Source organism: Pseudomonas sp. I2 (assembly GCF_040984075.1).
Lineage (GTDB): Bacteria > Pseudomonadota > Gammaproteobacteria > Pseudomonadales > Pseudomonadaceae > Aquipseudomonas > Aquipseudomonas guariconensis_B.
Genome location: NZ_JBCGFQ010000026.1, coordinates 54,464 through 79,125, shown reverse-complemented (window position 1 = coordinate 79,125; position 24,662 = coordinate 54,464). Strand labels below are relative to the sequence as shown.

Sequence of the window (24,662 nt, the reverse complement as noted above, 5' to 3'; positions counted from 1 at the left end):
CCGCATCCGCATCCGCATCCGCATCCGCATCCGCATCAGCATCAGCATCAGCATCAGCATCAGCATCAGCATCAGCATCGGCGTCAGCATCGGCGTCGGCGTCGGCGTCGGCGTCGGCATCGGCATCCGCGTCGGCGTCAGCATCCGCGTCAGCATCCGCGTCAGCGTCAGCATCAGCATCAGCATCAGCATCCGCGTCAGCATCAGCGTCGGCGTCGGCATCCGCATCCGCATCGGCATCGGCATCGGCATCGGCATCGGCATCGGCATCGGCATCGGCATCAGCATCCGCATCGGCATCGGCATCGGCATCGGCATCAGCATCAGCATCAGCATCAGCATCGGCGTCGGCGTCGGCGTCGGCGTCGGCGTCGGCATCGGCATCCGCGTCGGCGTCAGCATCCGCGTCAGCATCCGCGTCAGCATCCGCGTCAGCATCAGCATCAGCATCCGCGTCAGCATCAGCGTCGGCGTCGGCATCCGCATCGGCATCGGCATCAGCATCCGCATCGGCATCGGCATCGGCATCGGCATCGGCATCGGCATCGGCATCGGCATCAGCATCAGCATCGGCATCGGCGTCAGCGTCAGCGTCAGCGTCAGCGTCCGTGTCATCAATATCTGGTGCAGTTACTTCGACTGGGGCCGAGATATTTCCTGCAGCATCGGTCAACGTCACCGTGAGGGTTTCTTCGTTGACCTGGGGGGAATTCAGCACAACTTCGAAGGTGCCATCGGGACCTACGGTACCGGTACCGATCACCTTGCCATCGGCATCCTTGATGGTGACGGTGGTATTGGGTTCGCCCTTGCCGCTGACGGTGGTGCCATCGGCACTGACGGCTAAATCTGTCGGCGCATTGGGGGCCGTGGTGTCGTCTGCGGTGATCGTGCTGGGAGGGGACACATTGCCAGCAGCGTCAGTGAGGGTGACTTCGACTGTTTCGCCATTGGTTTGCGGGGTATTCAGGTTGACGTGGAAGTTGCCATCCGAGCCCACGATCCCTGTGGCGATGACTTGCCCATTCGCGTCCTTGACCGTCACAGTCAAACCCGGCTTGCCCCTGCCGCTCAGTACCGTTCCGGCACTATTGAAAGCAAGGTCGGTAGGCGCATCCGGTGTAGTCGAACTGGCATCACCGCCGCCGCCGCTGCCGCTACTGCTTCCGCTACCATTGAGGAAGAACATCGAGGCAAGGCCGCCAACCCCCAGCAGACTCAACCCCCAGGTCACCCAGTCCGGCGTCGCGGCAGCGGTCAGATCATCAAGGGCGCCGATCTCGCTAAAGGTAAAACCGGAGTACGGTGAAGAGTAACTTCCCAGGAGCAGGGTCCCATCGGCCTCTTCCAGTACCAACTGGTTGGCCTCGCCACTGGCCACAAAGAAATTCTGGACCGTGACCGTGCCACCGGACTTGAGCGTGATGACCAGGTTCGTGCCCGACTGTTGCATCGACTGGATGCTACTCGGGCTAATGGGCACTTTTACAATACTGGTTCCGTTCAGGGCGACGTTACCGAACGCATGTTCGGTCGCCGCCCCCGTCGCCTTGTCGACAATTACAATATTATTCATCGCACACCTGTCTTTGCTTCAGCTAGTCAATCCCATAACAAAGCAACCCGAACGCGTGCGCAGCCGCTTAAAAGGCGACTGGGCATTCGAATGAGCGAAAGTTATATAAAAAGATTCAGTCCAGAGGCTGGACCTAGCCCACACCCGAGCGCTCACTGGGCACGTGATATTTCACGCGCCCAGTAAGCGTTGAGTTTGAATTGCATAAGGGAATTGCAACGACATGCTGCATGGGGGTGAGACAATAGAACCTGCGTTCGCAGAGGGACCTGATCACCTTAGAGACTCCCTGTCTGTTACCCGTCATCGGGGTTCGCGCCCTTTCTCCAAGCGTCCCGAGCACACTTGTAAAAGGTGCAAGAGGTCAGCGTAAACCCGTCGCGATCGGACTTCTCAAGCACACTAAATAACGGGTCGCTTGCGGGGATACTAGCAATCAAAAAACCGGCGTCAAAGAAAAAGTTCAACTTGTCAATACCCGCACAAAAACAATGTAAAACCCAGTTAAACATTGATGAGCAGACAATTAGAACCTGCGACTACTGGGTGACAATTTCATTATCATAAAATAATATCCAGGTAGACCTACCCGCACACTTGCCCCCCAGTACATGCCAACGCCATTCGTGTGTCGTTACTAAAAAAGATTTCTCAGCTGAGCTGATGTTTCCGCTCTTTGCAGGTGCACAGCCTCGCCGTGTCCGAGAGCCGCCAAGGGCAGGCAGAACGGCATCGATTGGTAATGAAATCATGATGGCCCTGGAACCATCGCCCGCGTATAACGGCGAACCGGGCCTGCCCTGCCATGGTCCTAGTAGCAGGCGCAGGCGTTTTGGCCTGCCCCTTCGTGGTTACTTTTCGGAGATTCAAATGCGCATCCATTCCCGCGTCATCGGTGGCGCACTCATCGCCACCTTGCTGATCCAGCTGACGGCCTGCGGCACCTTGTTCTACCCAGACCGTCGCGGTCAGATCGAAGGCAAGATCGACCCTGTTGTCGCCGCCATGGACGCCATCGGTATTCTTTTCTATGTCATTCCCGGCCTGATCGCCTTCGGCATCGACTTCGCCACGGGCGCCATCTACTACCCCGGGGGCCACACCGCCCAAGTCGACCCTGCCAAGCTCAAGCCCGCCATCGACGCCGACGGCCGGGTCGACAACACCAGGCTGCAGGCTATTCTCGAAAGCGAACTGGGCCAGCGCCTGCCGCTGAACGACCCGCGGCTGATCCAGCACCGCGGCAGCGTCGAGCAACTGGCCGCCTACGGCCTGGTACCGGCCGCCTGACAAGGACGACACCCGCGGCATGACCCAACCCGCCGAACATCGACACCTGCTGCGCCTGGCCACCCGTGCTTCGCTCGCGGTGGCCGGCATCCTGGTGCTGAGCAAGGCAGTGGCCTGGTGGCTGAGCGGCTCGGTCAGCCTGCTGGCGGGCCTGACCGACTCGGCGCTGGACGCCGTGGCCTCCTTCCTCAACCTGCTCGCCGTGCACTATGCCTTGCGCCCGGCGGACGACGACCACCGCTTCGGCCATGGCAAGGCCGAGGCCCTGGCCGGCATGGCGCAGGCGCTGTTCGTCGGGGTCAGCGCGGTCCTGGTCGGGGTGCAGGCGGTCGAGCGCCTGCAGTCGCCGCAGCCGTTGGGCGACACAGCCACCGGCATCGGCGTGATGTTACTCTCGCTGGTCCTGACCCTGGCCCTGCTGGCCTTCCAGCGCAAGGTCATCCGCGCCACCGGTTCCACGGCGGTGCGCGCCGACTCGCTGCACTACCGCTCCGACCTGCTGCTCAACGGCAGCATCCTGCTGGCCCTGCTGCTGGCTCGCTTCGGCTGGCCGCAGCTGGATGCCGTGTTCGGCCTGGGGATTGCCTTCTACATCCTCTGGAGCGCCACCCAGATCGCCCGCGAGAGCACAGCGATCCTGATGGACAAGGAGCTGCCGGCCGACATCGGCGAGCGCATGCTCGAGCTGGCATGCGCCATCCCCGGGGTCAGGGGCGCCCACGACTTGCGCACGCGGGTGTCGGGTAGCCACTGGTTCGTCCAGTTGCACTTGGAGCTGCCTGGCGAGTTGCCGCTGCATGAGGCCCATGAGCTGTGCGAGCAGGCGTCGCAAGCGATCCGCCAGCGTTATCCGAGGGCGGATGTGTTGGTGCATGCCGATCCAGTTTGATGCAATCGCGCAGCCCATGACGCCAAGCTCGCGCCCATGAAAAAAGGGAGGCCATTGGCCTCCCTCTGGGAATTGTCGTCCGTGCTCGGCACTTGTGGCGCCGGCTCACCTCACGCCGTCTTCTGGACGGTGCGTAGCCCGGGGGCCTGGCGGGTCCTGTTGGATGGCCTGGCCGCGACGGCCCTCCTGGGGCCTGTCGCCGTGGACTGAAGTCCGGGCAGTGATTCTGTGGATAAAGATACGGGAAGCACCGCAGCAGAGGATTGCGAATATTGCTCTGATAAATAGCACTTGCGCAATTTTTCACCCTGGATCGATAATCCTCAGCAATCCGAACAGAAAAGGTCCCCTCCATGAGCAAGCTCGACCGCTATGACCTGAGCATCCTCGCCGAATTGCAGCGCGATGCGCGTATCTCCAACCAGGAACTGGCCGAACGCATCGGCCTGTCCCCCTCCCCTTGCTCGCGGCGGGTCAAGCAACTGGAAGACGACGGCTACATCTCGCGCCAGGTGGCGCTGCTGGATCGCAAGAAACTCGGCCTGAGCCTCACGGCCTACGTGCTGATCGGCATGGACCGACACACTCCCGAGCGCTTCGAGGCTTTCGAGGCGGCCATCCGCAGCCTGCCCCAGGTTCTGGAGTGCAGCCTGGTCACCGGTATGGATGCCGACTACCAGCTCAAGGTGGTGGTGCCGGACATGGACCACTACCAGAAACTGCTGCTAGGCAGCCTGACCCGCATCGAGGGCGTCACCAGCGTGCGCTCGAGCTTCGTCCTCAACCAAGTCCTGGCCAGCACCGAGCTGCCCCTGACCCACCTGCGTTGACCGCCCCGGCGCCCGGTGTATGATCGGGCGCTCAGCCTGCCTGGAGAACACCGATGGATCCTGCAGTATTCGAAGAATGGATGATGATCGTCCTCGTCACCGTGTTGATCGGCTTCATGGGCTTCATCGTCTGGGACCTGGCGAAGAAGTCCAAGGCGGGCCGTTTCGGCACCCTGATCCTGTTCTTCGTCCTGGGCCTGGGCGTGCTCGCCTTCATCATCAAGAGCGTGGTGGTGGGGTTCCTGGAAGGGGTCTAGCGGCTTTGCGCCGATGCACATCAAGCGGTGCTTTGGGGCTTACCTCCGTCTCAAACCTTCGGCGAGACTTCGCGCCAGCAGCCCTGCTCCAGCCCCTCGATCGTCCAGTCGCCAATCCGCACCCGCACCAGGCGCAAGGTGGGCAACCCTACCGCCGCCGTCATGCGCCGCACCTGGCGGTTACGCCCCTCATGGATCACCAGTTCCAGCCAATGGGTCGGCACGCTCTTGCGAAACCGCACCGGCGGGTTGCGCGGCCACAAGTCAGGCTCGTCCAGGCGACGCGCCTCGGCTGGCAGGGTCGGCCCGTCATTGAGTTCGACACCGTCACGCAGGCGCTGTAGCTGCTCTTCGCTAGGCTCGCCTTCCACCTGTACCCAGTAGGTTTTCGCCAGTTTGTGCTTCGGGTCGGCGATGCGCGCCTGCAGGCGGCCGTCATTGGTCAGCAGCAACAGGCCTTCGCTGTCGCGATCCAGGCGCCCGGCCGGGTAGACACCCGGGATATCGATGTAGTCCTTGAGCGTGGCGCGCCCTTCGCCGTCGCTGAACTGGGTCAGCACGTCGAACGGCTTGTTGAACAGGATCAGGCGGGGCTCGGCCGGTGGCGCCTTGGGTTGGCGCCTTGGACCGGCAGGCCGCACCGGGGGGCGGCGTGGCTTGGAACGGGGTGGCAGGGACATGGATCCTCAGCGGAACGGCGGCTCGTCGAAGCTGCGCAGTTTACGCGAGTGCAGCGAATTGAGCTCGGTACGCAGCAGGTCGAGGGCGGCGATGCCAATCTTCAGGTGCTGGCTGACGGCGCGGTTGTAGAAGGCATTGGCCGAACCGGGCAGCTTGATCTCGCTGTGCAACGGCTTGTCCGAGACGCACAGCAAGGTGCCATATGGCACACGCAGGCGATAACCCTGGGCAGCGATGGTGCCGCTTTCCATGTCCACCGCCACGGCACGGGACAGGTTGATCAGCGGCCGCTCCTGGGCCCAGCGCAGTTCCCAGTTGCGGTCATCGTAGGTCAGCACGGTGCCGGTGCGCAGGCGCTTCTTCAATTGCTCGCCACGTTCGCCGGTGACCTGCGCCGCCGCCTCCTGCAGCGCCAGCTGCACTTCGGCCAGCGCCGGGATGGGGATGTTCGGCGGCACCACCCGGTCGAGGATGCCATCACGGCGCATGTAGGCGTGGGCCAGCACGTAGTCGCCGATGGTCTGCGACTGGCGCAGGCCGCCGCAGTGGCCGATCATCAGCCAGCAGTGCGGGCGCAGCACGGCCAAGTGGTCGGTGATGTTCTTGGCGTTGGACGGGCCGACCCCGATGTTGACCAGGGTAACCCCATCGCCATCCGCGGCGATCAGGTGGTAGGCCGGCATCTGGTAGCGGTGCCAGACCACGCTGGCCACCAGGGCCTGGGTCTCGCCATCGTCCATGCCCTTCTCGATCACCACGTTGCCCGGCAGCACCATGCGCACGAAGCGCGGATCGTCGCGCAGTTGCTCCAGGCCATGGCCGATGAACTGGTCGACGTAGCGGTGGTAGTTGGTCAGCAGGATCCAGGGCTGCACATGGCGCCAGTCGCTGCCGGTGTAGTGCACCAGGCGACGCAGGGAGAAGTCTACGCGGGCGGCGTCGAACAGCGCCAGCGGCAGGGTTTCGGCGCTGCCCCAGTCGTACAGGCCATCGGCGATGTTGTCGGTGGCCGCCGACAGGTCGGTGCTGGGGAAGACCCGCGCCAGCTCCGCGGCGGTGATGCCGCTGCCGGCCAGCTCGTCGCCCTGGTCGACCACGTAGGGGTAAGGGATGTTCTGCTCGCTGACACCGACTTCGAGGGTCACGGTGTAGTCGTGCATCAGCGGCCGCAGTTGCTCCAGCAGATAGCCACGGAAGGCCGCCGGCTGGGTGATGGTGACGCTGTAGGTGCCGGCCACCTGGACCTTGGCATAGGCCCGGGTGGTGGCGGCGACCTCGCCCTGGCTGTAGTAGGTCAGGCGCAGGGCCGGGTAGCGAAACAGCGCGCGCTGGTCGTCGTCCGGCTCGGTGCGGTCCTTCAGGTAGCGCTTGAGGGCCTGGCTGAGGGCCCCGGTAGCCTGTTCATGCAAGGCCGCCAGACGGTCGACGGCCTGTTCAGGGGTATCAACGACTACAAACGCTTGGCTCACGCTGGGCTTCCTGTCTTCTGGGCATGCATGGCTCCATCTTGCCTGCGTTCGAAGGCAAATACATCCCCATGGAGCGGCGTTGCCCTCTTCGCGGGGGAGCCAGCCTGCCAGCGACGGGGCGTCTCAGAGCGGCCAGGCAGGCGTCGCCCGGGCCACCAGCGCCTCGACGTCGACACCTCGCGGCAGCGCGCCATAGACCCTGCCGCCCCCCGCCAGACGGCTACCGATGAAGGCATCGCTGACCACCGCGTTGCCCGCCTCCAGCAACAGCTTGGCCTGCAGGGCCAGGGCAATGTCCTCGGTCAGCTGGCGGGCGCGGTATTGGATATCACCGGTGTCGGCGAAGGCGCCCTTGAGGTTGCCGATATGCGCCGCCAGGCGCGGGTCGCCATGGCCGTCGCCAAGCTCGGCGAACAAGGCGTCGAGCACGCCAGGCTCCTTGGACAAGGCGCGCAGCACGTCCAGGCATTGCACGTTGCCCGAGCCTTCCCAGGTGGAGTTCACCGGCGCCTCGCGATACAACCGCGGCAGGATGCTCTCCTCGACGTAACCGGCACCGCCCAGGCATTCGGCGGCCTCGTTGATCATCCCCGGGGCACGCTTGCAGATCCAGTACTTGCCCACGGCCGTCACCAGGCGGGCGAAGTGCGCCTGCTGCGGATCGTCCAGCTGGTCCAGGGCCTGGCCCATGCGCAGGCTCAAGGCCAGCGCCGCCTCGCTTTCCAGGGCCAGGTCGGCGATCACGTTCTGCATCAGCGGCTGCTCGGCCAGCACACGGCCGCCGACCTTGCGGTGGGCGCAATGGTGCGCGGCCTGGGTCAGGGCCTGGCGCATCAGGGCGCTGGAGCCGACCATGCAGTCGAAGCGGGTCATGGCCACCATCTCGATGATGGTCGGCACGCCCCGCCCTTCCTCGCCGACCATCCAGGCCAAGGCACCGCGGAACTCCACCTCGCTGGACGCATTGGAGCAGTTGCCGAGCTTGTTCTTCAGGCGCTGGATGTAGAACTGGTTGCGGCTGTCGTCGGGGCGATGGCGTGGCAGCAGGAAGCAGCTCAGGCCCTTGTCGGTCTGGGCCAGGGTGAGGAAGGCGTCGCACATCGGCGCCGAGCAGAACCACTTGTGACCGACCAGTTCATAGGCCTGGCCGGGCCCTGGGGTGCCGACCGGATAGGCGCGGGTGGTGTTGGCACGCACATCGGTGCCGCCTTGCTTCTCGGTCATGGCCATGCCGAGGGTCACGCCGGCCTTGTGTCGGTCGCCGACATTGCGCGGGTCGTATTCGCGGGCCAGCACCTTGGGCAGCCAGTACTCGGCCAGCTCCGGTTGCAGCCGCAGGGCCGGCACCGCAGCGAAGGTCATGGTCAGCGGGCAGCCGGTGCCGGCCTCGGCCTGGCTGTGCAGGTAGGTCATCGAAGCCCGTGCCACGTGTGCGCCTGGTCGCGGCTCGGCCCAGGGCAACGACGGCAGGCCGTGCTCGACCGCCGTGCGCATCAGTTCATGGTAGGCCGGGTGGAACTCCACCAGGTCGATACGGTGGCCATAGCGGTCATGGCTGCTGAACTCAGGCTTGTGCGCATTGGCCAGGAAGCCCGCCGCCATCAAGGGGCCGCCGGCCAGGGCACCGTAAGCGTCGATCCGCGACTCGGCCCAGCCGGCCCCGAAGCGCCGTGACCACTCCTGCAGCGGCTGGTCGAGGCGGTACAGGTTGGCGCCATCGAGGGCAGGCGGCTGGTTGGTGACTTCGTGGGTTTCAGCGAACTGGTGCAGGTTCATCGTGGGCTCCTGGATCCGGTCATGCCTGGAAACCCCAGTGAAGCATCCCTGCCCGGCCAGTCAAAGTGACATAAATGACTAACTGGGGGTCATTTGCCGGCCGAGGGCGATAGGACGCTAGAAACGCTTCATCCCCGACGCAGCCCGGCTGGGCGGCAACTGTACCTGGGCCACGGCAAGGGTCAGGGTCAGGTCGAAACGGCTGCCCAGGCCGGGGGTCGACTCATGGGACAGCCGGGCGCCGATCAGTTCCCCCAGTTGCCGGCAGATCGACAGCCCGATGCCCAGCCCCCCGTAACGGCGGCTCATGGAACCATCGACCTGGAAGAAACGCTGGTAGAGGGTCGCCTGGTCCAGGTCGTCGAAGCCGATGCCGCTGTCACTGACGGTGAAGGTCAGGGCCAGGCTGTCCGGCCCCAGGCGCCGACCACGGACCTGGACCGTGACACCGCCCTGGTGGGTGAACTTCAGGCCGTTGTCCACCAGGCAGGCCAGGCAGCGCAGCAGCTTCTGCGCATCCCCGATCAGTTCGTCCGGCAGGTCGGCCGGAATATCCAGGCTCAGGTACAGCCCTTTGCCCAGGGCCCGCCCGGCGAAGCCCGCACGCAGCTCCTGAAGCTGCCGGCGCAGGCCGAACGGCGCCGCCTGGGCACGCAGGCGGCCAGCCTGCAGCTCGGTGAGGATGAGGATGTCGTCGACCATGGCCATCATGTCCTGGGCCGAACCGCTGGCCGTACGATGGTACTGAGCCTGCTCGGCACTCATCGGCAGGGTGTGCATCAGCTCCAGCGAGCCGATCACGCCATTCATCGGCGTGCGCAGCTCGTGGGTCACGGTGGCGAGGAATTCGTCCTTGAGCTGGTTGCTGCGGGCCAGCTGCTGGTTGAGCTGCTCCAGGGCACGGCCGGTGTCACGCAGGGTCTGGGCCTGCTCCTCGCGCAGGCTGTTGATACGGTCGGCCAGGGCCAGCGACAACAGCGCCACCTCCAGCGCGGAGCCGATCTGGCTGGCATACATGGTCAGGAACACATTCGGCAGGTAGCCGAGCACCATCAGGGTGTTGACCAGGCCGCCCAGCAGGAACGCGGTCCAGGCGATGATGAACCAGCGCGCCACCCGCAGACCACGCCACCATGCGTAGAGCCCGGCACTGAAGATGCTGATGGTGAACAGCAGGGCCAGCACCGTGGCCATGCGCAGGGCGATGCCGTAGCGCATGCTCACCGCCAGCAGCATGACCAGCGCGCCACCGGCCATCAGCCCCTGCAGCAGGCGATCGAAGCCGCGGCTGAGCGTGCCCATCTGCAGGAAATGCCGGGCGAACTGGCAGCCGAACAGGCCAGCGGCACCGATGAACAGCGGCGTCGCGGCATTGGCCCACCAGGGGCTGTCCGGCCAGAAGTAGGCGACGCCGGCACCATTGACCGAGACCTGGTAAAGCCCGAACGAGGCGATGTAGAGGATGTAGTAGAGGTAACTGACATCGCGCACGCTGACATAGATGAACAGGTTGTACACCAGCATCACCAGCAGCACGCCGTAGATCATGCCCAGCACGTACAGGCGGGCGGGCTGGTCCTCCAGGTAGGCCTCGGCCGACCAGAGTGCCACTGGAGCCTGGATCGATCCCTGGCTTTGCAGGCGCAGGTAGGCGGTGGTCGCCTGGCCTGGGGGCAAGGGCAGCTCGAACAGGTAGTTGTTCTGGCGGATCTGCCGGCTGGCGTAGGGCAAGGCGTCGCCGGTGCGCTGCGCCAAGTGGTAGCCACCTTGGCCGTCCGGCAGGTACAGCTCCACGTGATCCAGCGGCGGATAGGCCAGCTCGAGCAGCCACTGGCGCGGCGCGGCAGTGGGCGGCGCGACGTTGCGCAGGTCGATCTTCAACCAGAACACCGAGGTCGAATACCCGGCGTTGAGCACCTCCTCATGGTGCAGGCGGAAGCGGCTGGCGAAGGCTGGCGAGCTGACCTGGGCGATGCTGGCGCTGGCGTCGCGGTCTTCGTAGACCTGCATGGCCTTGCCCAATGGAAGGTGCCGGGTGGCATTGTCGAAATCGACCGCCCCGGCGAACACAGGCAAGCAGCCCAGAAGCACAATCAGCAAATAGCGCATACAGCCCCAGCATGGCGTGTCCGGTCGCGTCGCGGTGGCCTCCCATCCCTTTGAGACGACGAGTTCCGACAAAGCCCGTTCATCGAGTTATCCGAGCACTCTAGCATAGCTTTTCGACATGGCCAGCAGCCATCTAAAAATTTAGAAGAAGCCCTCTAAATCAATGCTTACAGAGGCACACAAAGACGAAAGCCGACCGATCGATCAGCCGACCCCACTCGCCAGGCAATCCGCCCAAACAGGTTTGGTGGTAAGCTCGCCGACCATGAATACCTACAGCTCCCGCCCCGTTGTCCTCTGTCTCTCCGGCCACGACCCCAGTGGCGGTGCCGGCCTGCAGGCAGATATCGAAGCCCTGATCGCCCAAGGCTGTCACGCCGCACCCGCGGTGACCGCCCTGACCGTCCAGGATACCGTCAATGTTTCCGACTTCCGCGTGCTCGACCGCGAGTGGGTGCTGGCCCAGGCCAATGCCGTGCTGGCCGACTCCAACGTGGCAGCGGTCAAGCTCGGCATGCTCGGCTCGACCGAGATGGTCGATACCGTCGCCGAGCTGCTGGCTGCCCACCCGCACCTGCCGTTGGTCTGCGATCCGGTTCTGCGTGCCGGCGGCGGTGGCCGCCTGGGCAAGGACGAGGTCGGCTATGCCCTGCGTGAACGTCTGCTGCCGCTGGCCACCATCGCCACACCGAACCTGCCGGAGGCGCGCATCCTCGCCGAGCTGCCCGAAGGCACGGCCGACGAATGTGCGGAGAAACTTCTGCCGTTCTGCAGGCATCTGTTGATTACCGGCGGTCACGGCGAAGAAGAGGAAATCCACAATCGCCTCTATACCCGTGACGGCCGGCGCGACACCTGGACCTGCCAGCGCCTGCCGGGCAGCTACCACGGCTCGGGCTGCACCCTGGCCAGCGCCCTGGCCGGCCGCCTGGCGCTCGGCGAGCAGTTGCAAAGCGCCGTGCGCAGCGCCCTGGACTACACCTGGCGCACCCTGCGCGACGCCGAGCAGCTGGGCAAGGGCCAGTTCGTGCCGCGCCGGCTGCCCCTGGACTTCTGCTCCTGATCCCTGCATGCGAGGCTTTCAGATGAAGTTACGCGGTTTGTACGCGATCACCGACAGCCAGTTGCTCGCCGGTCGCTTCCTGTCCCATGTCGAGGCCGCCCTGGAAGGCGGCGTATGCCTGTTGCAGTACCGCGACAAGAGCGACGATGCGGCGCGCCGCCTGCGCGAGGCTGAGGCGCTGCTGAAGCTCTGCGAGCGCTACGGCACCGCCCTGATCATCAATGACGACGCCGAACTGGCCGCACGCCTGGGCGTCGGCGTGCACCTGGGCCAGACCGACGGCCCGCTGACCCCAGCCCGTGCGCTGCTCGGGCGCCACGCGATCATCGGCTCCACCTGCCACGCCCAGCTCGAGCTGGCCGAGCAGGCCGCCGCCGAGGGTGCCAGCTACGTGGCCTTCGGCCGCTTCTTCAATTCCGTGACCAAGCCCGGCGCACCGGCCGCCAGCCTCGATCTGCTGGGCCAGGCCCGCGCCCGCGTTAAGCTGCCGATCGCCGTGATCGGCGGCATCACCCTCGACAATGCCGCCCCGCTGGTCGCCCAAGGTGCCGACCTGCTGGCGGTGATCCATGGCCTGTTCGGTGCCGACAGCGCGCAGGAAGTCACCCGCCGCGCCCGCGCCTTCAACGCCCTGTTCGCTTCCTGATTCGAGAGAAAACCCCATGTCCCGTTCCGAATCCCTGTTCGCCCAAGCCCAGAAGCACATCCCAGGCGGCGTGAACTCGCCGGTCCGCGCCTTCCGCAGCGTCGGCGGCACGCCGTTGTTCTTCAAGCACGCCGAGGGTGCCTACGTCATCGACGAAGACGACAAGCGCTACGTCGACTACGTCGGCTCCTGGGGCCCGATGATCCTCGGCCACAGCCACCCGGACGTGCTGGACTCGGTGCGCAAGCAACTGGAGCACGGCCTGTCGTACGGCGCACCGACCGCCATGGAAACCGAGATGGCCGACCTGGTCTGCTCGATCGTGCCGTCCATGGAGATGGTGCGCATGGTCAGCTCCGGCACCGAGGCGACCATGAGCGCCATCCGCCTGGCCCGCGGCTACACCGGCCGCGACGCGATCATCAAGTTCGAAGGCTGCTACCACGGCCACTCCGACAGCCTGCTGGTCAAGGCCGGCTCTGGCCTGCTGACCCAGGGCGTACCGAGCTCGGCCGGCGTGCCGGCTGACTTCGCCAAGCACACCCTGACCCTGCCGTTCAACGACATCACCGCGGTCGAGAAGACCCTCGCCGAGGTCGGCCAGACCGTCGCCTGCATCATCGTCGAGCCGGTGGCTGGCAACATGAACTGCGTACCACCGGCCCCAGGCTTCCTCGAAGGCCTGCGCGAGCAGTGCGACAAGCACGGCGTGGTGCTGATCTTCGACGAAGTGATGACTGGCTTTCGCGTATCCCTCGGCGGTGCCCAGGGCCATTACGGCATCAAGCCAGACCTGTCGACCTTCGGCAAGATCGTCGGTGGCGGCATGCCGGTCGGCTGCTTCGGTGGCAAGCGCGAAATCATGGAATGCATCGCCCCGCTCGGCCCGGTCTACCAGGCCGGCACACTGTCGGGCAACCCGCTGGCCATGGCCGCTGGCCTGACCACCCTCAAGCTGATCAGCCGCCCGGGCTTCCACGATGAGCTGAGCGCCTTCACTAGCCGCATGCTCGACGGCCTGCAGCAACGTGCCGATGCTGCCGGTATCCCGTTCGTCACCACCCAGGCCGGCGCCATGTTCGGCCTGTACTTCAGCGGTGCCGACGACATCGTCACCTTCGACGATGTGATGGCCAGCGACGTGGAACGCTTCAAGCGCTTCTTCCACCTGATGCTCGACGGTGGCGTGTACCTGGCCCCGAGCGCGTTCGAGGCCGGCTTCACCTCCATCGCACACGGCGAGGCCGAGCTGAAGATCACCCTGGACGCCGCCGAGCGCGCCTTCGCTGCCTTGAAATAAGGTGTATGAGCATCTGTAGGAGCGGATTGCCCGCTCCTACAGACAATGTGAACACCGTCACACTGTCGAGGTTTGCGCCACAGCGACGCACCCTGTGTAGAAAATCGAGTAAAACTTTGTAAGGTTGGCGCTGCTTATCCCATAATGTGCCACCAGAGACATTGGCCGCAGCTTTGCAGAGGTAAGTCGATCCCCATGAACCGCACCGGCCGCGCCCTGACCCTGGGCTGCCTGCTGCTTCTCCAACCCCTGCTGGCCCTGGCGGAGGGCGGCAACTCGTTGCTCATTCCGGCAACGGGGCGCTGCACCCTCAATACCCAGCCAGAGGACCTGGAGAACGCCCTGAAGGCCTGCGAGCAGACGGCGGAGTCGGGGGATGCCCAGGCGCAATACGAACTGGGCGAGTTCTACTACAGCACCCAGGCGCCCCGGGACCTGAACAAGGCGCTCAACTGGTTCGAGAAAGCCTCGCTGCAAGGCCATGCCCAGGCCCAGTACCGCCTGGGCGCCATGTTCTTCCGTGGCGAAGGGGTCCCCGCCAACAATGTCCAAGCCTATATCCTGCTGAAGATGGCGGCGGTCAATGGCGACGAGGAGGCCCTGGACCTGGCCGACGAAGTCACCGAGCAGATGCCCCGCGACGAACTGGAGCACGCCACCCAGGTACTCGGCCAGATCTTCCGTCGCTACCTGCTCGAACTGCAGAACGCCGAAGGCCGCACGCCCTTCTCCCCCCTGCCCTGAGGGGCCGCCTCACTTCTCCGGCATCGGCATGGGGAACGGCATCACGTTGCCGCCGCCCTTGGCCTCGCTGATTTTCGCCGTACCCAGGCGCTCCACCTCGTCGATGCGCACGATCGAATGCATCGGCACGAAGCTGCGGATCACGCCCTCGAACTGGGCCTTGAGCTTTTCCTCGCTGGGGTCGACCACCACTTGGGTGCGTTCGCCGAAGACGAACTCCTCGATCTCGAGAAAGCCCCACAGGTCGCTCTGGTAGATCTGCTTGGCGTACATCTCGAACACCTGGCCCTGATTCAGGAAGATCACTTTGTAGATAGCAGGTTCGCGTTTGCTCATGATCGACGGATTGACATGGTTGGATAAAAAGGGCCGCATCATAGCAGACCGCCGACCCTAGGAAGTGCAGGGATCCACCTTTATAATGCGCGGTCCACAGCACCAGCAGCAGATGATTCGCCATGACCCGGAAGCTCTACATAGAAACCCACGGTTGCCAGATGAACGAGTACGACAGCTCGCGCATGGTCGACCTGCTGGGCGAACACCAGGCCCTTGAGGTCACCGAGCACGCCGAGGATGCCGATGTCATCCTGCTCAACACCTGCTCGATCCGCGAGCGCGCCCAGGACCGGGTGTATTCCAAGCTGGGCCGCTGGCGCGAGCTGAAGGACCGCAACCCGGAGATGGTCATCGCCGTCGGCGGTTGCGTGGCCAGCCAGGAGGGCGAGGCGATCCGCAAGCGCGCGCCCTATGTCGACGTGGTCTTCGGCCCGCAGACCCTGCACCGCTTGCCGGAAATGATCGACGCCGCGCGCAGCACCCGCCAGCCGCAGGTCGACGTGTCGTTCCCGGAGATCGAGAAGTTCGACCACCTGCCCGAGCCGCGCATCGACGGCCCGACCGCCTTCGTCTCGGTCATGGAAGGCTGCAGCAAGTACTGCACCTTCTGCGTGGTGCCCTACACCCGTGGCACCGAGGTCAGCCGGCCGTTCGACGACGTACTGGCCGAAGTCATCCACCTGGCCGAGAACGGCGTGCGCGAGATCACCCTGCTGGGACAGAACGTCAACGGCTACCGCGGCCAGACCCACGACGGCCGCCTGGCCGACCTCGCCGAGCTGATCCGCACGGTGGCGGCGGTCGATGGCATCGAGCGGATCCGCTACACCACCTCGCACCCGCTGGAATTCTCCGACAGCCTGATCCAGGCGCACGCCGAAGTGCCGCAGTTGGTCAAGCACCTGCACCTGCCGGTGCAGGCCGGCTCCGATCGGGTGCTGGCAGCCATGAAGCGCAACCACACGATCCTCGAGTACAAGTCCAAGCTGCGCAAGCTCAAGGCCGCGGTACCGGACATCTGCATCAGCTCCGACTTCATCGTCGGCTTCCCCGGCGAGACCGAAAAGGACTTCGAGCAGACCATGAAGCTGGTCGCCGAGGTCGGTTTCGACTTCTCCTACTCCTTCGTCTACAGCCCGCGCCCAGGCACACCGGCCGCCGACCTGCCGGACGACACGCCGGAAGAGGTGAAGAAGCAGCGCCTGCAGTTGCTGCAGCACCGCATCGACCAGCAGGGCTTCGAGATCAGCCGGCGCATGGTGGGCAGTGTCCAGCGCATCCTGGTCACTGACTTCTCCAAGCGCGACCCGGGGCAGTTGCAGGGGCGCACCGAGAACAACCGAATCGTCAACTTCCGCAGCGATAATCCCCTGCTGATCGGCCAACTGGTGGACGTGCGCATCGAGGAAGCCCGCCCGCACTCGCTGATCGGGGCGCTGATTCATTGATTCGCGCCTGGGGGGTTGCTTTGCAGCCCATCGCCGACAAGCCGGCTCCCACAGGGTTCTGCGCCGATCTCGAGAGCGGCTCGGTCTCAATGGTAAGCCGGCTTGCTGGCGATGGGCCACGAAGCGCCCCCGGGCCACGCCCCCGGCAACGACCCTTGATCGTTTCAGTGCTTTCGCCACTGGCATTCAAGGGTTATTCTTGAGTTCACACCCATTGCCGTCGAGCGGCTAAAAACGACCTTGAACGCACCCATACAACCCCATCGCTTCATCCTCGAACCCTTCGAGGCCCACCGTTTCGCCAACCTGTGCGGCCAGTTCGACGAGCACCTGCGCCTGATCGAACAACGCCTGGCCATCGAGATCCGCAACCGCGGCAACCAATTCGAACTGATCGGCGACCCCAAGACCACCTCTGCCGCGGAACAACTGCTGCGCCGTCTCTACCGCGAGACCAAAGGCAGCGAGCTGTCGCCGGAAACGGTCCACCTGTACCTGCAGGAATCGACCGTGGAAAACATCGACAACCCGGCCGTCAACGAAGTCAGCGTGTCGCTGCGCACGCGCAAGGGCAACATCCGCCCGCGCGGCGTCAACCAGCAACGCTACGTCAAGGAAATCCTGGCCAACGACATCAACTTCGGCATCGGCCCGGCCGGTACCGGCAAGACCTACCTGGCCGTGGCTTGCGCCGTCGATGCCCTGGAGCGCGAACAGGTACGGCGTATCCTGCTGGTGCGCCCGGCGGTCGAGGCCGGCGAGAAGCTGGGCTTCCTGCCCGGCGACCTGGCCCAGAAGATCGACCCGTACCTGCGTCCGCTCTACGACGCGCTCTACGAGATGCTCGGCTTCGAGCACGTGGCCAAGCTGATCGAGCGCCAGGTGATCGAGATCGCCCCGCTGGCCTACATGCGCGGCCGCACCCTGAACAACAGCTTCATCATCCTCGACGAGAGCCAGAACACCACGCTCGAGCAGATGAAGATGTTCCTCACCCGCATCGGCTTCGGCTCGACCGCGGTGATCACCGGCGACATCACCCAGGTCGACCTGCCGCGCGGCACCAAGTCGGGCCTGGCCCATGTGATCGAGGTGCTCAAGGACGTACCGGGCATCAGCTTCACCCACTTCCAGCCCAAGGACGTGGTCCGTCACCCGCTGGTGCAACGCATCGTCGAGGCCTACGACCGCTTCGACGCCCGCCAGGCCAAGCCCGAGGCACCCGCCAGCGATGCTTGAACTCGACCTGCAACGGGCCACGGACGCCGCTGCCCCCGATGACGCCGCTTTCCGTCGCTGGTGCGAGCTGGCGCTGCGCCAGCGCAGCGCCGACTCGGAAATGACCATCCGCCTGGTCGACGAGGCCGAGGGCCGCGAGCTGAACCACACCTACCGGCACAAGGACTACGCGACCAACGTGCTGTCGTTCCCCGCCGACGTCCCCGACGAGCTGCTCGACATTCCCCTGCTGGGTGACCTGGTCATCTGCGTACCGGTGGTCGAACGCGAGGCTGCCGAACAGGGCAAGGCCCTCGAGGCGCACTGGGCGCACCTGGTCATCCACGGTTGCCTGCACCTGCTCGGCTACGACCACATCGAGGACGACGAGGCCGAGGAAATGGAAGCGCTGGAACGAACATTGCTGGCGGAACTGGGTCACCCGGACCCGTACGCCGATGACGAAGTCACTCCTACCGATATCTGCAAGGATCACGAGTAACCGCCATGAGCGAAGACCGATCGAGCAACGGGCAGAAGTCCTGGCTGGGTAAACTGACCCAGGCTTTTGCCCATGAGCCGAAGAACCGCCAGGAGCTCCTCGAGCTGCTGCGCGAAGCCCATCAGAACAAGCTGCTCGACAGCGAGGCGCTGACCATCGTCGAAGGCGCCATCCAGGTCGCCGACCTGCAGGTGCGCGACATCATGGTGCCGCGCTCGCAAATGATCAGCATCAAGGCCAGCCAATCGCCACGCGAATTCCTGCCGGCGGTGATCGACGCCGCGCACTCGCGCTACCCGGTGATCGGCGAGAGCCACGACGATGTGCTCGGGATCCTCCTGGCCAAGGACCTGTTGCCGCTGATCCTCAAGGAGAACGGCGACAGCTTCAACATCAAGGACCTGCTCCGCCCGGCCACCTTCGTGCCCGAGTCCAAGCGCCTGAACGTGCTGCTGCGCGAGTTTCGCGCCAACCACAACCACATGGCCGTGGTCATCGACGAATACGGCGGCGTGGCGGGCCTGGTGACCATCGAGGACGTGCTGGAGCAGATCGTCGGCGACATCGAGGACGAGCACGACGTCGAGGAAGACAGCTACATCAAGCCACTGCCCAGCGGTGATTTCCTGGTCAAGGCCCTGACCCCGATCGAGAACTTCAACGAGTTCTTCGACAGCGAGTTCTCCGACGACGAGTTCGACACGGTCGGCGGCCTGGTGATGAGCGCCTTCGGCCACCTGCCCAAGCGCAACGAGACCACCGAGATCGGTTCGTACAAGTTCCGTATTCTCAACGCCGACAGCCGGCGGATACACTTGCTGCGTTTGACTCCGATCACCCGTTAAGGAACACCATGCGCTGGATCACCCGCCCCGGCTGGCCCGGTAACCTGCTGGCCATGGCGGCCGGCGCTTCCACCCTGCTGGCCCTGTCGCCGTTCGATATCTGGCCGCTGGCCCTGCTGTCCATCGTCCTGTTCTACGCCGGCCTGCGCGAGCTCAGCTCACGCCAGGCCATGTGGCGCGGCTGGTGCTTCGGCTTCGGCCTCTACGGCGCCGGCACCTGGTGGATCTACGTCAGCATGAACACCTACGGGGGCGCCTCGCCATTGCTGGCGACGCTGCTGCTGCTGGCGTTCTTCGCGGCCCTGGCCTGGTTCTTCGCGCTGCCTGCCTGGCTGTGGGCACGCTGGCTGAGGCGTAACGAAGCGCCCCTGGCCGATGCCCTGTGCTTCGCTGCCCTGTGGCTGTTGCAGGAGGCGTTCCGCGGCTGGTTCCTCACCGGTTTCCCCTGGCTCTACGCCGGCTACAGCCAGCTCGACGGCCCACTGGCGGGCCTGGCGCCGCTCGGCGGTGTCTGGCTGATTTCCTTCGTCCTGGCGCTGAGCGCCGCACTGCTGTGCAACCTGCATCGCCTGCGGGCCCGCCCTTCGTTCCTGGCGGTGGGCGGCGTGCTGCTGGTCGCCCCATGGATCCTCGGCCTGGCACTCAAGGGCCACGCCTGGACCAAGCCTGCGGGCGAGCCGCTGACGGTCGCCGCCGTGCAGGGCAACGTCGAGCAGGACCTGAAGTGGGACCCGGCGCACATCAATGCGCAACTGGCCCTGTACCGCGACATGAGCTTCAGCTCCAAGCCGGTCGACCTGCTGGTCTGGCCAGAAACCGCGGTGCCGGTGCTCAAGGACCAGGCCCAGGGCTATATCGGCATGATGGGTGGCTTCGCCGCCGAGCGACATTCGGCGCTGATCACCGGCGTGCCGGTGCGTGAAGTGGTAGACCAGCAACGTCGCTACTACAACGGCATCACCGTGGCCGGCGAAGGCGACGGCACCTACCTCAAGCAGAAGCTGGTGCCGTTCGGCGAATACGTGCCCCTGCAGGACATGCTGCGTGGGCTGATCGAGTTCTTCGACCTGCCCATGTCGGACTTCGCCCGTGGCCCTGCGAACCAGTCGCTGTTGCATGCCAAGGGCTACCAGATCGCACCCTACATCTGCTACGAGGTGGTCTATCCCGAGTTCGCGGCAAGCCTGGCGGCCCGCAGCGACCTGCTGCTGACCATCAGCAACGACACCTGGTTCGGCAAGTCGATCGGCCCCCTGCAGCACCTGCAGATGGCCCAGATGCGTGCCTTGGAGGCCGGCCGCTGGATGATCCGCGCCACCAACAACGGCGTCACCGCACTGATCGACCCGTTCGGCAGGATCACCGCGCAGGTCCCGCAGTTCCAGCAGGCGATCCTGTACGGCGAGGTGGTGCCGATGCAGCAGCTCACCCCGTACCTGCAATGGCGCTCCTGGCCGCTGGCGATCGTCTGTGCCCTGCTGCTGGGCTGGGCATTGCTGGCCAGCCGTATCGCCAAGACCGTGTAGCAAAACCATCGCCGGCTTGCCGGCGATGGGCTGCAAGGCCGCCCCAATGCCGCTTAATCGCACGGCATGGGAAAAGCCCCACTCCCCCAGGGGCCTCCGTCAGCTCCGACCGTCTCGATAAAAGAGCCGATACCCGATCAACCCCGCCACTTCATTGAGCAACTGCCCGCTCTGCCACAGCGCCCGGCTCTCCGGCAGCCATCCGCCGAACGGCTGCCCAGTCTCCCTGCCCAGGAACCCCATCGGCGCCGGCACCACCTCGAAGCCGGCTTGCTCGAAGCACCAGCGCGCCCGCTGCATGTGCCAGGCATGGGTGACCACCACGACCCGCCGGACGCCCTTGGGCAGCAGGAGCTCGGCGCTGAGCTGGGCGTTCTCCCAGGTGGTGCGGCTGGCCTCCTCCTTCCACCTCACCTGCACCGCGAAATCCTCGCGCAGGCGATCAGTCATCAACTGCGCCTCGCTCGGCGGCGTGCCGTAGTGCAACCCGCCGCTGATCAGCACCGGCAGGCCCGAGGCCTTGGTCAAGGCCGCGGCATAGCGCATGCGTTCCAGGGCCAGCGCCGATGGCTGGTCCTCGCCGCCCCAGGCAGGGTCCCCGCGTTCGCGCCCAGCACCGAGCACCACGATGGCATCGGCCCTGTCCGCCAGCGTCGCCCAGTCGGCCTGCGCCAGGGGCGGTTCGGTTTCCAGCTGCCGCGCGAGCTGCTCCACCACCAGCGGCAGGCTCATCAGCCACAGGCCGCCCAGCCCGACCACGAAACCGACCGCAGCCAGGCCCGGATAGCGCTTGCGCAGCCACCAGGCGAGCAGCAGCGACAGGAACAGCAGGCCAGGCGGCAGCAGCCATTGTTTGATGAAAAAGCGAATCGGCATCGGGCACACCTCCTTGGAAGGCGTGCAGCCTAAGAGGATCGACGCCGGGCAACAAGTGCGCGCCGGCGCCGACAAGACAGAGATTGATAGAACCGGCGCACGATGGCCTGCGCCTGGAATCCTGAACGGCTAGCGATGTCGCAGCGTCCGGGATCTCGCCGTGGTGGCGGGGCGTTTCTTGTCCTTGAGCCAGACGATCTTCGCCGAGGAAGGCTCCGGTTGCTGGTAGGCACCGGCGCTGGCGAAACGGCTCTCCGGGAGGGTGTCCAGGTAGGCCTTGATCACTTCGAACTCGGCGTGGCTCAGGCCACGCAATTCCAGTTCGGCTGGCATCTCGTCGCGCAATCGTACCGACGTCCTGGCAACTTCCAGCGCCAGGCCCAGACGGTCGATCAGGCGTTCGTAAAGCTCCGGTTTGATTGCGGGTAGCTGCGACTCTCCCATCCGTTCACCTCATTGAAGATAAGAATATCTCCCCCCACAGATGAGCTTAGCGTCGCTGCGAAAAGCAGCCGAGCGCTGCGACCAGTGGACATTCGCAATCAGGGTTTCCCAGGACGCGCGGCGCTCATGTATGCTACGGCGTTCACTCTATCGACACCGGAGTGCCGGACGCAGCGAGGTTCCGCTGCCTGGAAACAAGGTCTCTTCTCTCTCAGCACAAAGTAGCCATGCACGAACAATACACGCCCCGTGATATAGAAGCCGCCGCCCAGACGTTCTGGGACGAGCAACAATCGTTCGCTGTCACCGAACAGCCAGGCAAGGATACCTACTACTGCCTGTCGATGTTCCCGTACCCGAGCGGCAAGCTACACATGGGCCACGTGCGCAACTACACCATCGGCGACGTGATCGCCCGCTACCAGCGCATGCTGGGCAAGAACGTCCTGCAGCCGATGGGTTGGGACGCCTTCGGCATGCCGGCGGAAAACGCCGCGATGAAGAACAACGTCGCCCCGGCCAAGTGGACCTACGAGAACATCGACTACATGAAGTCCCAGCTCAAGAGCCTGGGCCTGGCGATCGACTGGTCGCGCGAAGTCACCACCTGCAAGCCGGATTACTACCGCTGGGAGCAATGGCTGTTCACCCGGCTGTTCGAGAAAGGCGTCATCTACCGCAAGAACGGTACCGTCAACTGGGACCCGGTCGACCAGACCGTACTGGCCAACGAGCAGGTCATCGACGGCCGTGGCTGGCGTTCGGGCGCGCTGATCGAGAAGCGCGAGATCCCGATGTACTACTTCCGCATCACCGACTACGCCGACGAGCTGCTGGAAAGCCTCGACGAGCTGCCGGGCTGGCCGGAGCAGGTCAAGACCATGCAGCGCAACTGGATCGGCAAGTCGCGTGGCATGGAAGTGCAGTTCCCCTATGACCAGGCGAGCATCGGCCACGCCGGCGCCCTCAAGGTCTTCACCACCCGTCCGGACACCCTGATGGGCGCGACCTACGTCGCCGTAGCCGCCGAGCACCCCCTGGCCACCCAGGCCGCCCAGGGCGATGCGGCGCTGCAGGCGTTCATCGACGAATGCAAGAGCGGCAGCGTCGCCGAGGCCGACATGGCCACCCAGGAGAAGAAGGGCATGCCCACTTCCCTGTTCGTCGAGCACCCGCTGACCGGCGAAAAACTGCCGGTGTGGGTCGCCAACTACGTGCTGATGCACTACGGTGACGGCGCCGTGATGGCCGTGCCGGCCCACGACGAGCGCGACTTCGAATTCGCCCACAAGTACCACCTGCCGATCAAGGCCGTGGTGCGTACCAGCGCCGGCGACGAGGTCGGTAGCCAATGGCAGGCCGCCTATGCCGAACATGGCCAGTTGATCAACTCCGGCGAGTTCGATGGCCTGGACTTCCAGGGCGCCTTCGACGCCATCGAGGCTGCACTGATCCGCAAGGCGCTGGGCCAGTCGCGTACCCAGTTCCGCCTGCGCGACTGGGGCATCAGCCGCCAGCGCTACTGGGGCTGCCCGATCCCGATCATCCACTGCCCGTCCTGTGGCGACGTACCGGTGCCGGAAGACCAGTTGCCGGTGGTGCTGCCCGAAGACGTGGTGCCGGACGGCGCCGGCTCGCCGCTGGCGCGCATGCCCGAGTTCTACGCATGCAGTTGCCCGAAATGTGGCGCCGCGGCCAAGCGTGAAACCGACACCATGGACACCTTCGTCGAGTCGTCCTGGTACTTTGCCCGCTACGCCTCGCCGAACTACGAGGGCGGCATGGTCGATCCGAAGGCCGCCAACCACTGGCTGCCGGTGGACCAGTACATCGGCGGCATCGAGCACGCCATCCTGCACCTGCTGTACGCGCGCTTCTTCCACAAGCTGATGCGCGACGAAGGCCTGGTCACCTCCAACGAACCGTTCAAGAACCTGCTGACCCAGGGCATGGTGGTCGCCGAGACCTACTACCGCACCGCCAGCAACGGCGGTAAGGACTGGTTCAACCCGGCCGATGTCGAGGTCGAGCGCGACGCCAAGGCCAAGGTCACCGGCGCCCGCCTGAAGACCGACGGCCTGCCGGTGGAGATCGGCGGCACCGAGAAGATGTCCAAGTCGAAGAACAACGGCGTCGACCCGCAAGCGATGATCGACGCCTATGGCGCCGACACCTGCCGCCTGTTCATGATGTTCGCCTCGCCGCCCGACATGAGCCTGGAATGGTCCGACTCCGGTGTCGAGGGCGCCAGCCGCTTCCTGCGTCGTGTCTGGCGCCTGGCCCAGGCCCATGTGGCCCAGGGCCTGCCGGGCACGCTGGATGTCGCCGCGCTGGACGACGCCCAGAAGACGATCCGCCGTGCCATCCACACCGCGATCAAGCAGGCCAGCACCGACGTGGGCCAGTTCCACAAGTTCAACACCGCCATCGCCCAGGTGATGACCGTGATGAACGTGCTGGAGAAGGCCCCGCAGGCCACCGCTCAGGACCGTGCGCTGCTGCAGGAAGGCCTGGAGGCCGTGACCCTGCTGCTGGCCCCGATCACCCCGCACATCAGCCATGCGCTGTGGCAGCACCTGGGTCACGACCAGGCGGTGATCGACGCGCCATGGCCGGCCGTCGACGAAAGCGCCCTGGTGCAGGACAGCATCACCCTGGTGGTGCAGGTCAATGGCAAGCTGCGTGGCCAGGTGGAAATGCCCGCCTCGGCCAGCCGCGAGGAGATCGAGGCGGCCGCTCGCAACAACGAGAACGTCCTGCGTTTCACCGATGGCCTGACCATCCGCAAGGTCATCGTGGTACCGGGCAAACTGGTCAACATCGTCGCCAATTGA

22 protein-coding genes are annotated in these 24,662 nt (G+C 65.0%); 14 read left to right on the top strand and 8 right to left on the bottom strand.

Annotated features, from left to right (window positions below):
- A partial coding sequence (locus WCE05_RS15185; RefSeq protein ID WP_368816132.1) for an Ig-like domain-containing protein occupies positions 1–1,576 on the bottom strand: 1,576 nt, incomplete at its 3' end.
- 870 nt (positions 1,577–2,446) lie between these two features.
- On the opposite strand from WCE05_RS15185, the gene WCE05_RS15180 reads away from it, so the two are divergent.
- From WCE05_RS15180 to WCE05_RS15165, 4 genes are all read left to right on the top strand, one after another.
- The gene (locus WCE05_RS15180) at positions 2,447–2,866 is read left to right on the top strand and encodes a polyribonucleotide nucleotidyltransferase (RefSeq protein ID WP_225788670.1); all 420 of its coding nucleotides are present in this window, start codon (positions 2,447–2,449) and stop codon (positions 2,864–2,866) included.
- A 19-nt stretch (positions 2,867–2,885) separates the two neighbouring features.
- Positions 2,886–3,755 (top strand): cation diffusion facilitator family transporter, encoded by an 870-nt coding sequence (locus tag WCE05_RS15175; RefSeq protein WP_225788671.1) that lies wholly within the window; start codon positions 2,886–2,888, stop codon positions 3,753–3,755.
- Between the two features lie 353 nt (positions 3,756–4,108).
- Entirely contained in the window at positions 4,109–4,585 is a 477-nt protein-coding gene (locus WCE05_RS15170) for an Lrp/AsnC family transcriptional regulator (protein WP_194792105.1), read from the top strand.
- Between the two features lie 53 nt (positions 4,586–4,638).
- The gene (locus WCE05_RS15165; RefSeq protein WP_023378567.1) at positions 4,639–4,842 is read left to right on the top strand and encodes a DUF2788 domain-containing protein; all 204 of its coding nucleotides are present in this window, start codon (positions 4,639–4,641) and stop codon (positions 4,840–4,842) included.
- A 50-nt stretch (positions 4,843–4,892) separates the two neighbouring features.
- On the opposite strand, the gene WCE05_RS15160 is transcribed toward WCE05_RS15165, so the two are convergent.
- The 4 genes from WCE05_RS15160 to WCE05_RS15145 form a co-directional block, all read right to left on the bottom strand.
- On the bottom strand, positions 4,893–5,522 hold the full coding sequence (locus WCE05_RS15160; RefSeq protein WP_368816131.1) for a pseudouridine synthase: 630 nt from the start codon (positions 5,520–5,522) through the stop codon (positions 4,893–4,895).
- Between the two features lie 6 nt (positions 5,523–5,528).
- On the bottom strand, positions 5,529–6,992 hold the full coding sequence (gene amn / locus WCE05_RS15155) for an AMP nucleosidase (protein WP_225788673.1): 1,464 nt from the start codon (positions 6,990–6,992) through the stop codon (positions 5,529–5,531).
- 123 nt (positions 6,993–7,115) lie between these two features.
- On the bottom strand, positions 7,116–8,768 hold the full coding sequence (locus WCE05_RS15150) for an acyl-CoA dehydrogenase family protein (RefSeq protein ID WP_225788674.1): 1,653 nt from the start codon (positions 8,766–8,768) through the stop codon (positions 7,116–7,118).
- A 117-nt stretch (positions 8,769–8,885) separates the two neighbouring features.
- Positions 8,886–10,877 carry a 7TM diverse intracellular signaling domain-containing protein gene (locus WCE05_RS15145; RefSeq protein WP_368816130.1) on the bottom strand — a complete coding sequence of 664 codons (1,992 nt, stop codon included), beginning with the start codon at positions 10,875–10,877 and terminating at the stop codon, positions 8,886–8,888.
- A 265-nt stretch (positions 10,878–11,142) separates the two neighbouring features.
- Here WCE05_RS15145 and WCE05_RS15140 point away from each other — a divergent pair, with 265 nt between their 5' ends.
- From WCE05_RS15140 to WCE05_RS15125, 4 genes are all read left to right on the top strand, one after another.
- Complete coding sequence (locus WCE05_RS15140) at positions 11,143–11,940, top strand: hydroxymethylpyrimidine/phosphomethylpyrimidine kinase (RefSeq protein ID WP_225788676.1); 798 nt, start codon at positions 11,143–11,145, stop codon at positions 11,938–11,940.
- Between the two features lie 22 nt (positions 11,941–11,962).
- Positions 11,963–12,586, top strand: coding sequence for a thiamine phosphate synthase (gene thiE / locus WCE05_RS15135; RefSeq protein ID WP_368816129.1), 624 nt, complete (start codon positions 11,963–11,965; stop codon positions 12,584–12,586).
- Between the two features lie 16 nt (positions 12,587–12,602).
- On the top strand, positions 12,603–13,886 hold the full coding sequence (gene hemL, locus WCE05_RS15130; protein ID WP_225788678.1) for a glutamate-1-semialdehyde 2,1-aminomutase: 1,284 nt from the start codon (positions 12,603–12,605) through the stop codon (positions 13,884–13,886).
- Positions 13,887–14,081: 195 nt separating this feature from the next.
- Positions 14,082–14,630, top strand: coding sequence for a tetratricopeptide repeat protein (locus tag WCE05_RS15125; RefSeq protein WP_368816128.1), 549 nt, complete (start codon positions 14,082–14,084; stop codon positions 14,628–14,630).
- Between the two features lie 9 nt (positions 14,631–14,639).
- Here the strand turns inward: WCE05_RS15125 and WCE05_RS15120 are convergent, their stop codons facing one another.
- A complete protein-coding gene (locus tag WCE05_RS15120) occupies positions 14,640–14,966 on the bottom strand; it encodes a DUF1820 family protein (protein WP_225788680.1) in 327 nt (108 codons plus the stop codon).
- Positions 14,967–15,088: 122 nt separating this feature from the next.
- On the opposite strand from WCE05_RS15120, the gene miaB reads away from it, so the two are divergent.
- From miaB to lnt, 5 genes are all read left to right on the top strand, one after another.
- Positions 15,089–16,417 (top strand): tRNA (N6-isopentenyl adenosine(37)-C2)-methylthiotransferase MiaB, encoded by a 1,329-nt coding sequence (gene miaB / locus WCE05_RS15115; protein ID WP_225788681.1) that lies wholly within the window; start codon positions 15,089–15,091, stop codon positions 16,415–16,417.
- A gap of 240 nt (positions 16,418–16,657) precedes the next feature.
- Positions 16,658–17,656 (top strand): PhoH family protein, encoded by a 999-nt coding sequence (locus WCE05_RS15110; RefSeq protein WP_225788682.1) that lies wholly within the window; start codon positions 16,658–16,660, stop codon positions 17,654–17,656.
- Positions 17,649–18,137, top strand: coding sequence for an rRNA maturation RNase YbeY (gene ybeY, locus WCE05_RS15105; protein WP_225788683.1), 489 nt, complete (start codon positions 17,649–17,651; stop codon positions 18,135–18,137). The genes WCE05_RS15110 and ybeY overlap by 8 nt, the downstream gene beginning before the upstream one ends.
- Positions 18,138–18,142: 5 nt before the next feature.
- Positions 18,143–18,982, top strand: coding sequence for an HlyC/CorC family transporter (locus WCE05_RS15100; RefSeq protein WP_225788684.1), 840 nt, complete (start codon positions 18,143–18,145; stop codon positions 18,980–18,982).
- 8 nt (positions 18,983–18,990) lie between these two features.
- A complete protein-coding gene (gene lnt, locus WCE05_RS15095) occupies positions 18,991–20,508 on the top strand; it encodes an apolipoprotein N-acyltransferase (RefSeq protein ID WP_368816127.1) in 1,518 nt (505 codons plus the stop codon).
- A gap of 99 nt (positions 20,509–20,607) precedes the next feature.
- Here the strand turns inward: lnt and WCE05_RS15090 are convergent, their stop codons facing one another.
- Together WCE05_RS15090 and WCE05_RS15085 are read right to left on the bottom strand one after the other, a co-directional pair.
- Positions 20,608–21,384: a YdcF family protein gene (locus tag WCE05_RS15090; protein ID WP_368816126.1), complete on the bottom strand. Its 777-nt coding sequence runs from the start codon at positions 21,382–21,384 to the stop codon at positions 20,608–20,610.
- Positions 21,385–21,513: 129 nt separating this feature from the next.
- Positions 21,514–21,828 (bottom strand): hypothetical protein, encoded by a 315-nt coding sequence (locus tag WCE05_RS15085; protein WP_225788687.1) that lies wholly within the window; start codon positions 21,826–21,828, stop codon positions 21,514–21,516.
- 227 nt (positions 21,829–22,055) lie between these two features.
- On the opposite strand from WCE05_RS15085, the gene leuS reads away from it, so the two are divergent.
- Complete coding sequence (gene leuS, locus WCE05_RS15080; RefSeq protein WP_253091417.1) at positions 22,056–24,662, top strand: leucine--tRNA ligase; 2,607 nt, start codon at positions 22,056–22,058, stop codon at positions 24,660–24,662.

Coding starts and splice junctions, on each gene's coding strand:
- WCE05_RS15180 (WP_225788670.1), top strand. CDS start 2,447: ATGCGCATCCATTCCCGCGTCATCGGTGGCGCACTCATCGCCACCTTG.
- WCE05_RS15175 (WP_225788671.1), top strand. CDS start 2,886: ATGACCCAACCCGCCGAACATCGACACCTGCTGCGCCTGGCCACCCGT.
- WCE05_RS15170 (WP_194792105.1), top strand. CDS start 4,109: ATGAGCAAGCTCGACCGCTATGACCTGAGCATCCTCGCCGAATTGCAG.
- WCE05_RS15165 (WP_023378567.1), top strand. CDS start 4,639: ATGGATCCTGCAGTATTCGAAGAATGGATGATGATCGTCCTCGTCACC.
- WCE05_RS15160 (WP_368816131.1), bottom strand. CDS start 5,522: ATGTCCCTGCCACCCCGTTCCAAGCCACGCCGCCCCCCGGTGCGGCCT.
- WCE05_RS15150 (WP_225788674.1), bottom strand. CDS start 8,768: ATGAACCTGCACCAGTTCGCTGAAACCCACGAAGTCACCAACCAGCCG.
- WCE05_RS15145 (WP_368816130.1), bottom strand. CDS start 10,877: ATGCGCTATTTGCTGATTGTGCTTCTGGGCTGCTTGCCTGTGTTCGCC.
- WCE05_RS15140 (WP_225788676.1), top strand. CDS start 11,143: ATGAATACCTACAGCTCCCGCCCCGTTGTCCTCTGTCTCTCCGGCCAC.
- thiE (WP_368816129.1), top strand. CDS start 11,963: ATGAAGTTACGCGGTTTGTACGCGATCACCGACAGCCAGTTGCTCGCC.
- hemL (WP_225788678.1), top strand. CDS start 12,603: ATGTCCCGTTCCGAATCCCTGTTCGCCCAAGCCCAGAAGCACATCCCA.
- WCE05_RS15125 (WP_368816128.1), top strand. CDS start 14,082: ATGAACCGCACCGGCCGCGCCCTGACCCTGGGCTGCCTGCTGCTTCTC.
- WCE05_RS15120 (WP_225788680.1), bottom strand. CDS start 14,966: ATGAGCAAACGCGAACCTGCTATCTACAAAGTGATCTTCCTGAATCAG.
- miaB (WP_225788681.1), top strand. CDS start 15,089: ATGACCCGGAAGCTCTACATAGAAACCCACGGTTGCCAGATGAACGAG.
- ybeY (WP_225788683.1), top strand. CDS start 17,649: ATGCTTGAACTCGACCTGCAACGGGCCACGGACGCCGCTGCCCCCGAT.
- WCE05_RS15100 (WP_225788684.1), top strand. CDS start 18,143: ATGAGCGAAGACCGATCGAGCAACGGGCAGAAGTCCTGGCTGGGTAAA.
- lnt (WP_368816127.1), top strand. CDS start 18,991: ATGCGCTGGATCACCCGCCCCGGCTGGCCCGGTAACCTGCTGGCCATG.
- WCE05_RS15090 (WP_368816126.1), bottom strand. CDS start 21,384: ATGCCGATTCGCTTTTTCATCAAACAATGGCTGCTGCCGCCTGGCCTG.
- WCE05_RS15085 (WP_225788687.1), bottom strand. CDS start 21,828: ATGGGAGAGTCGCAGCTACCCGCAATCAAACCGGAGCTTTACGAACGC.
- leuS (WP_253091417.1), top strand. CDS start 22,056: ATGCACGAACAATACACGCCCCGTGATATAGAAGCCGCCGCCCAGACG.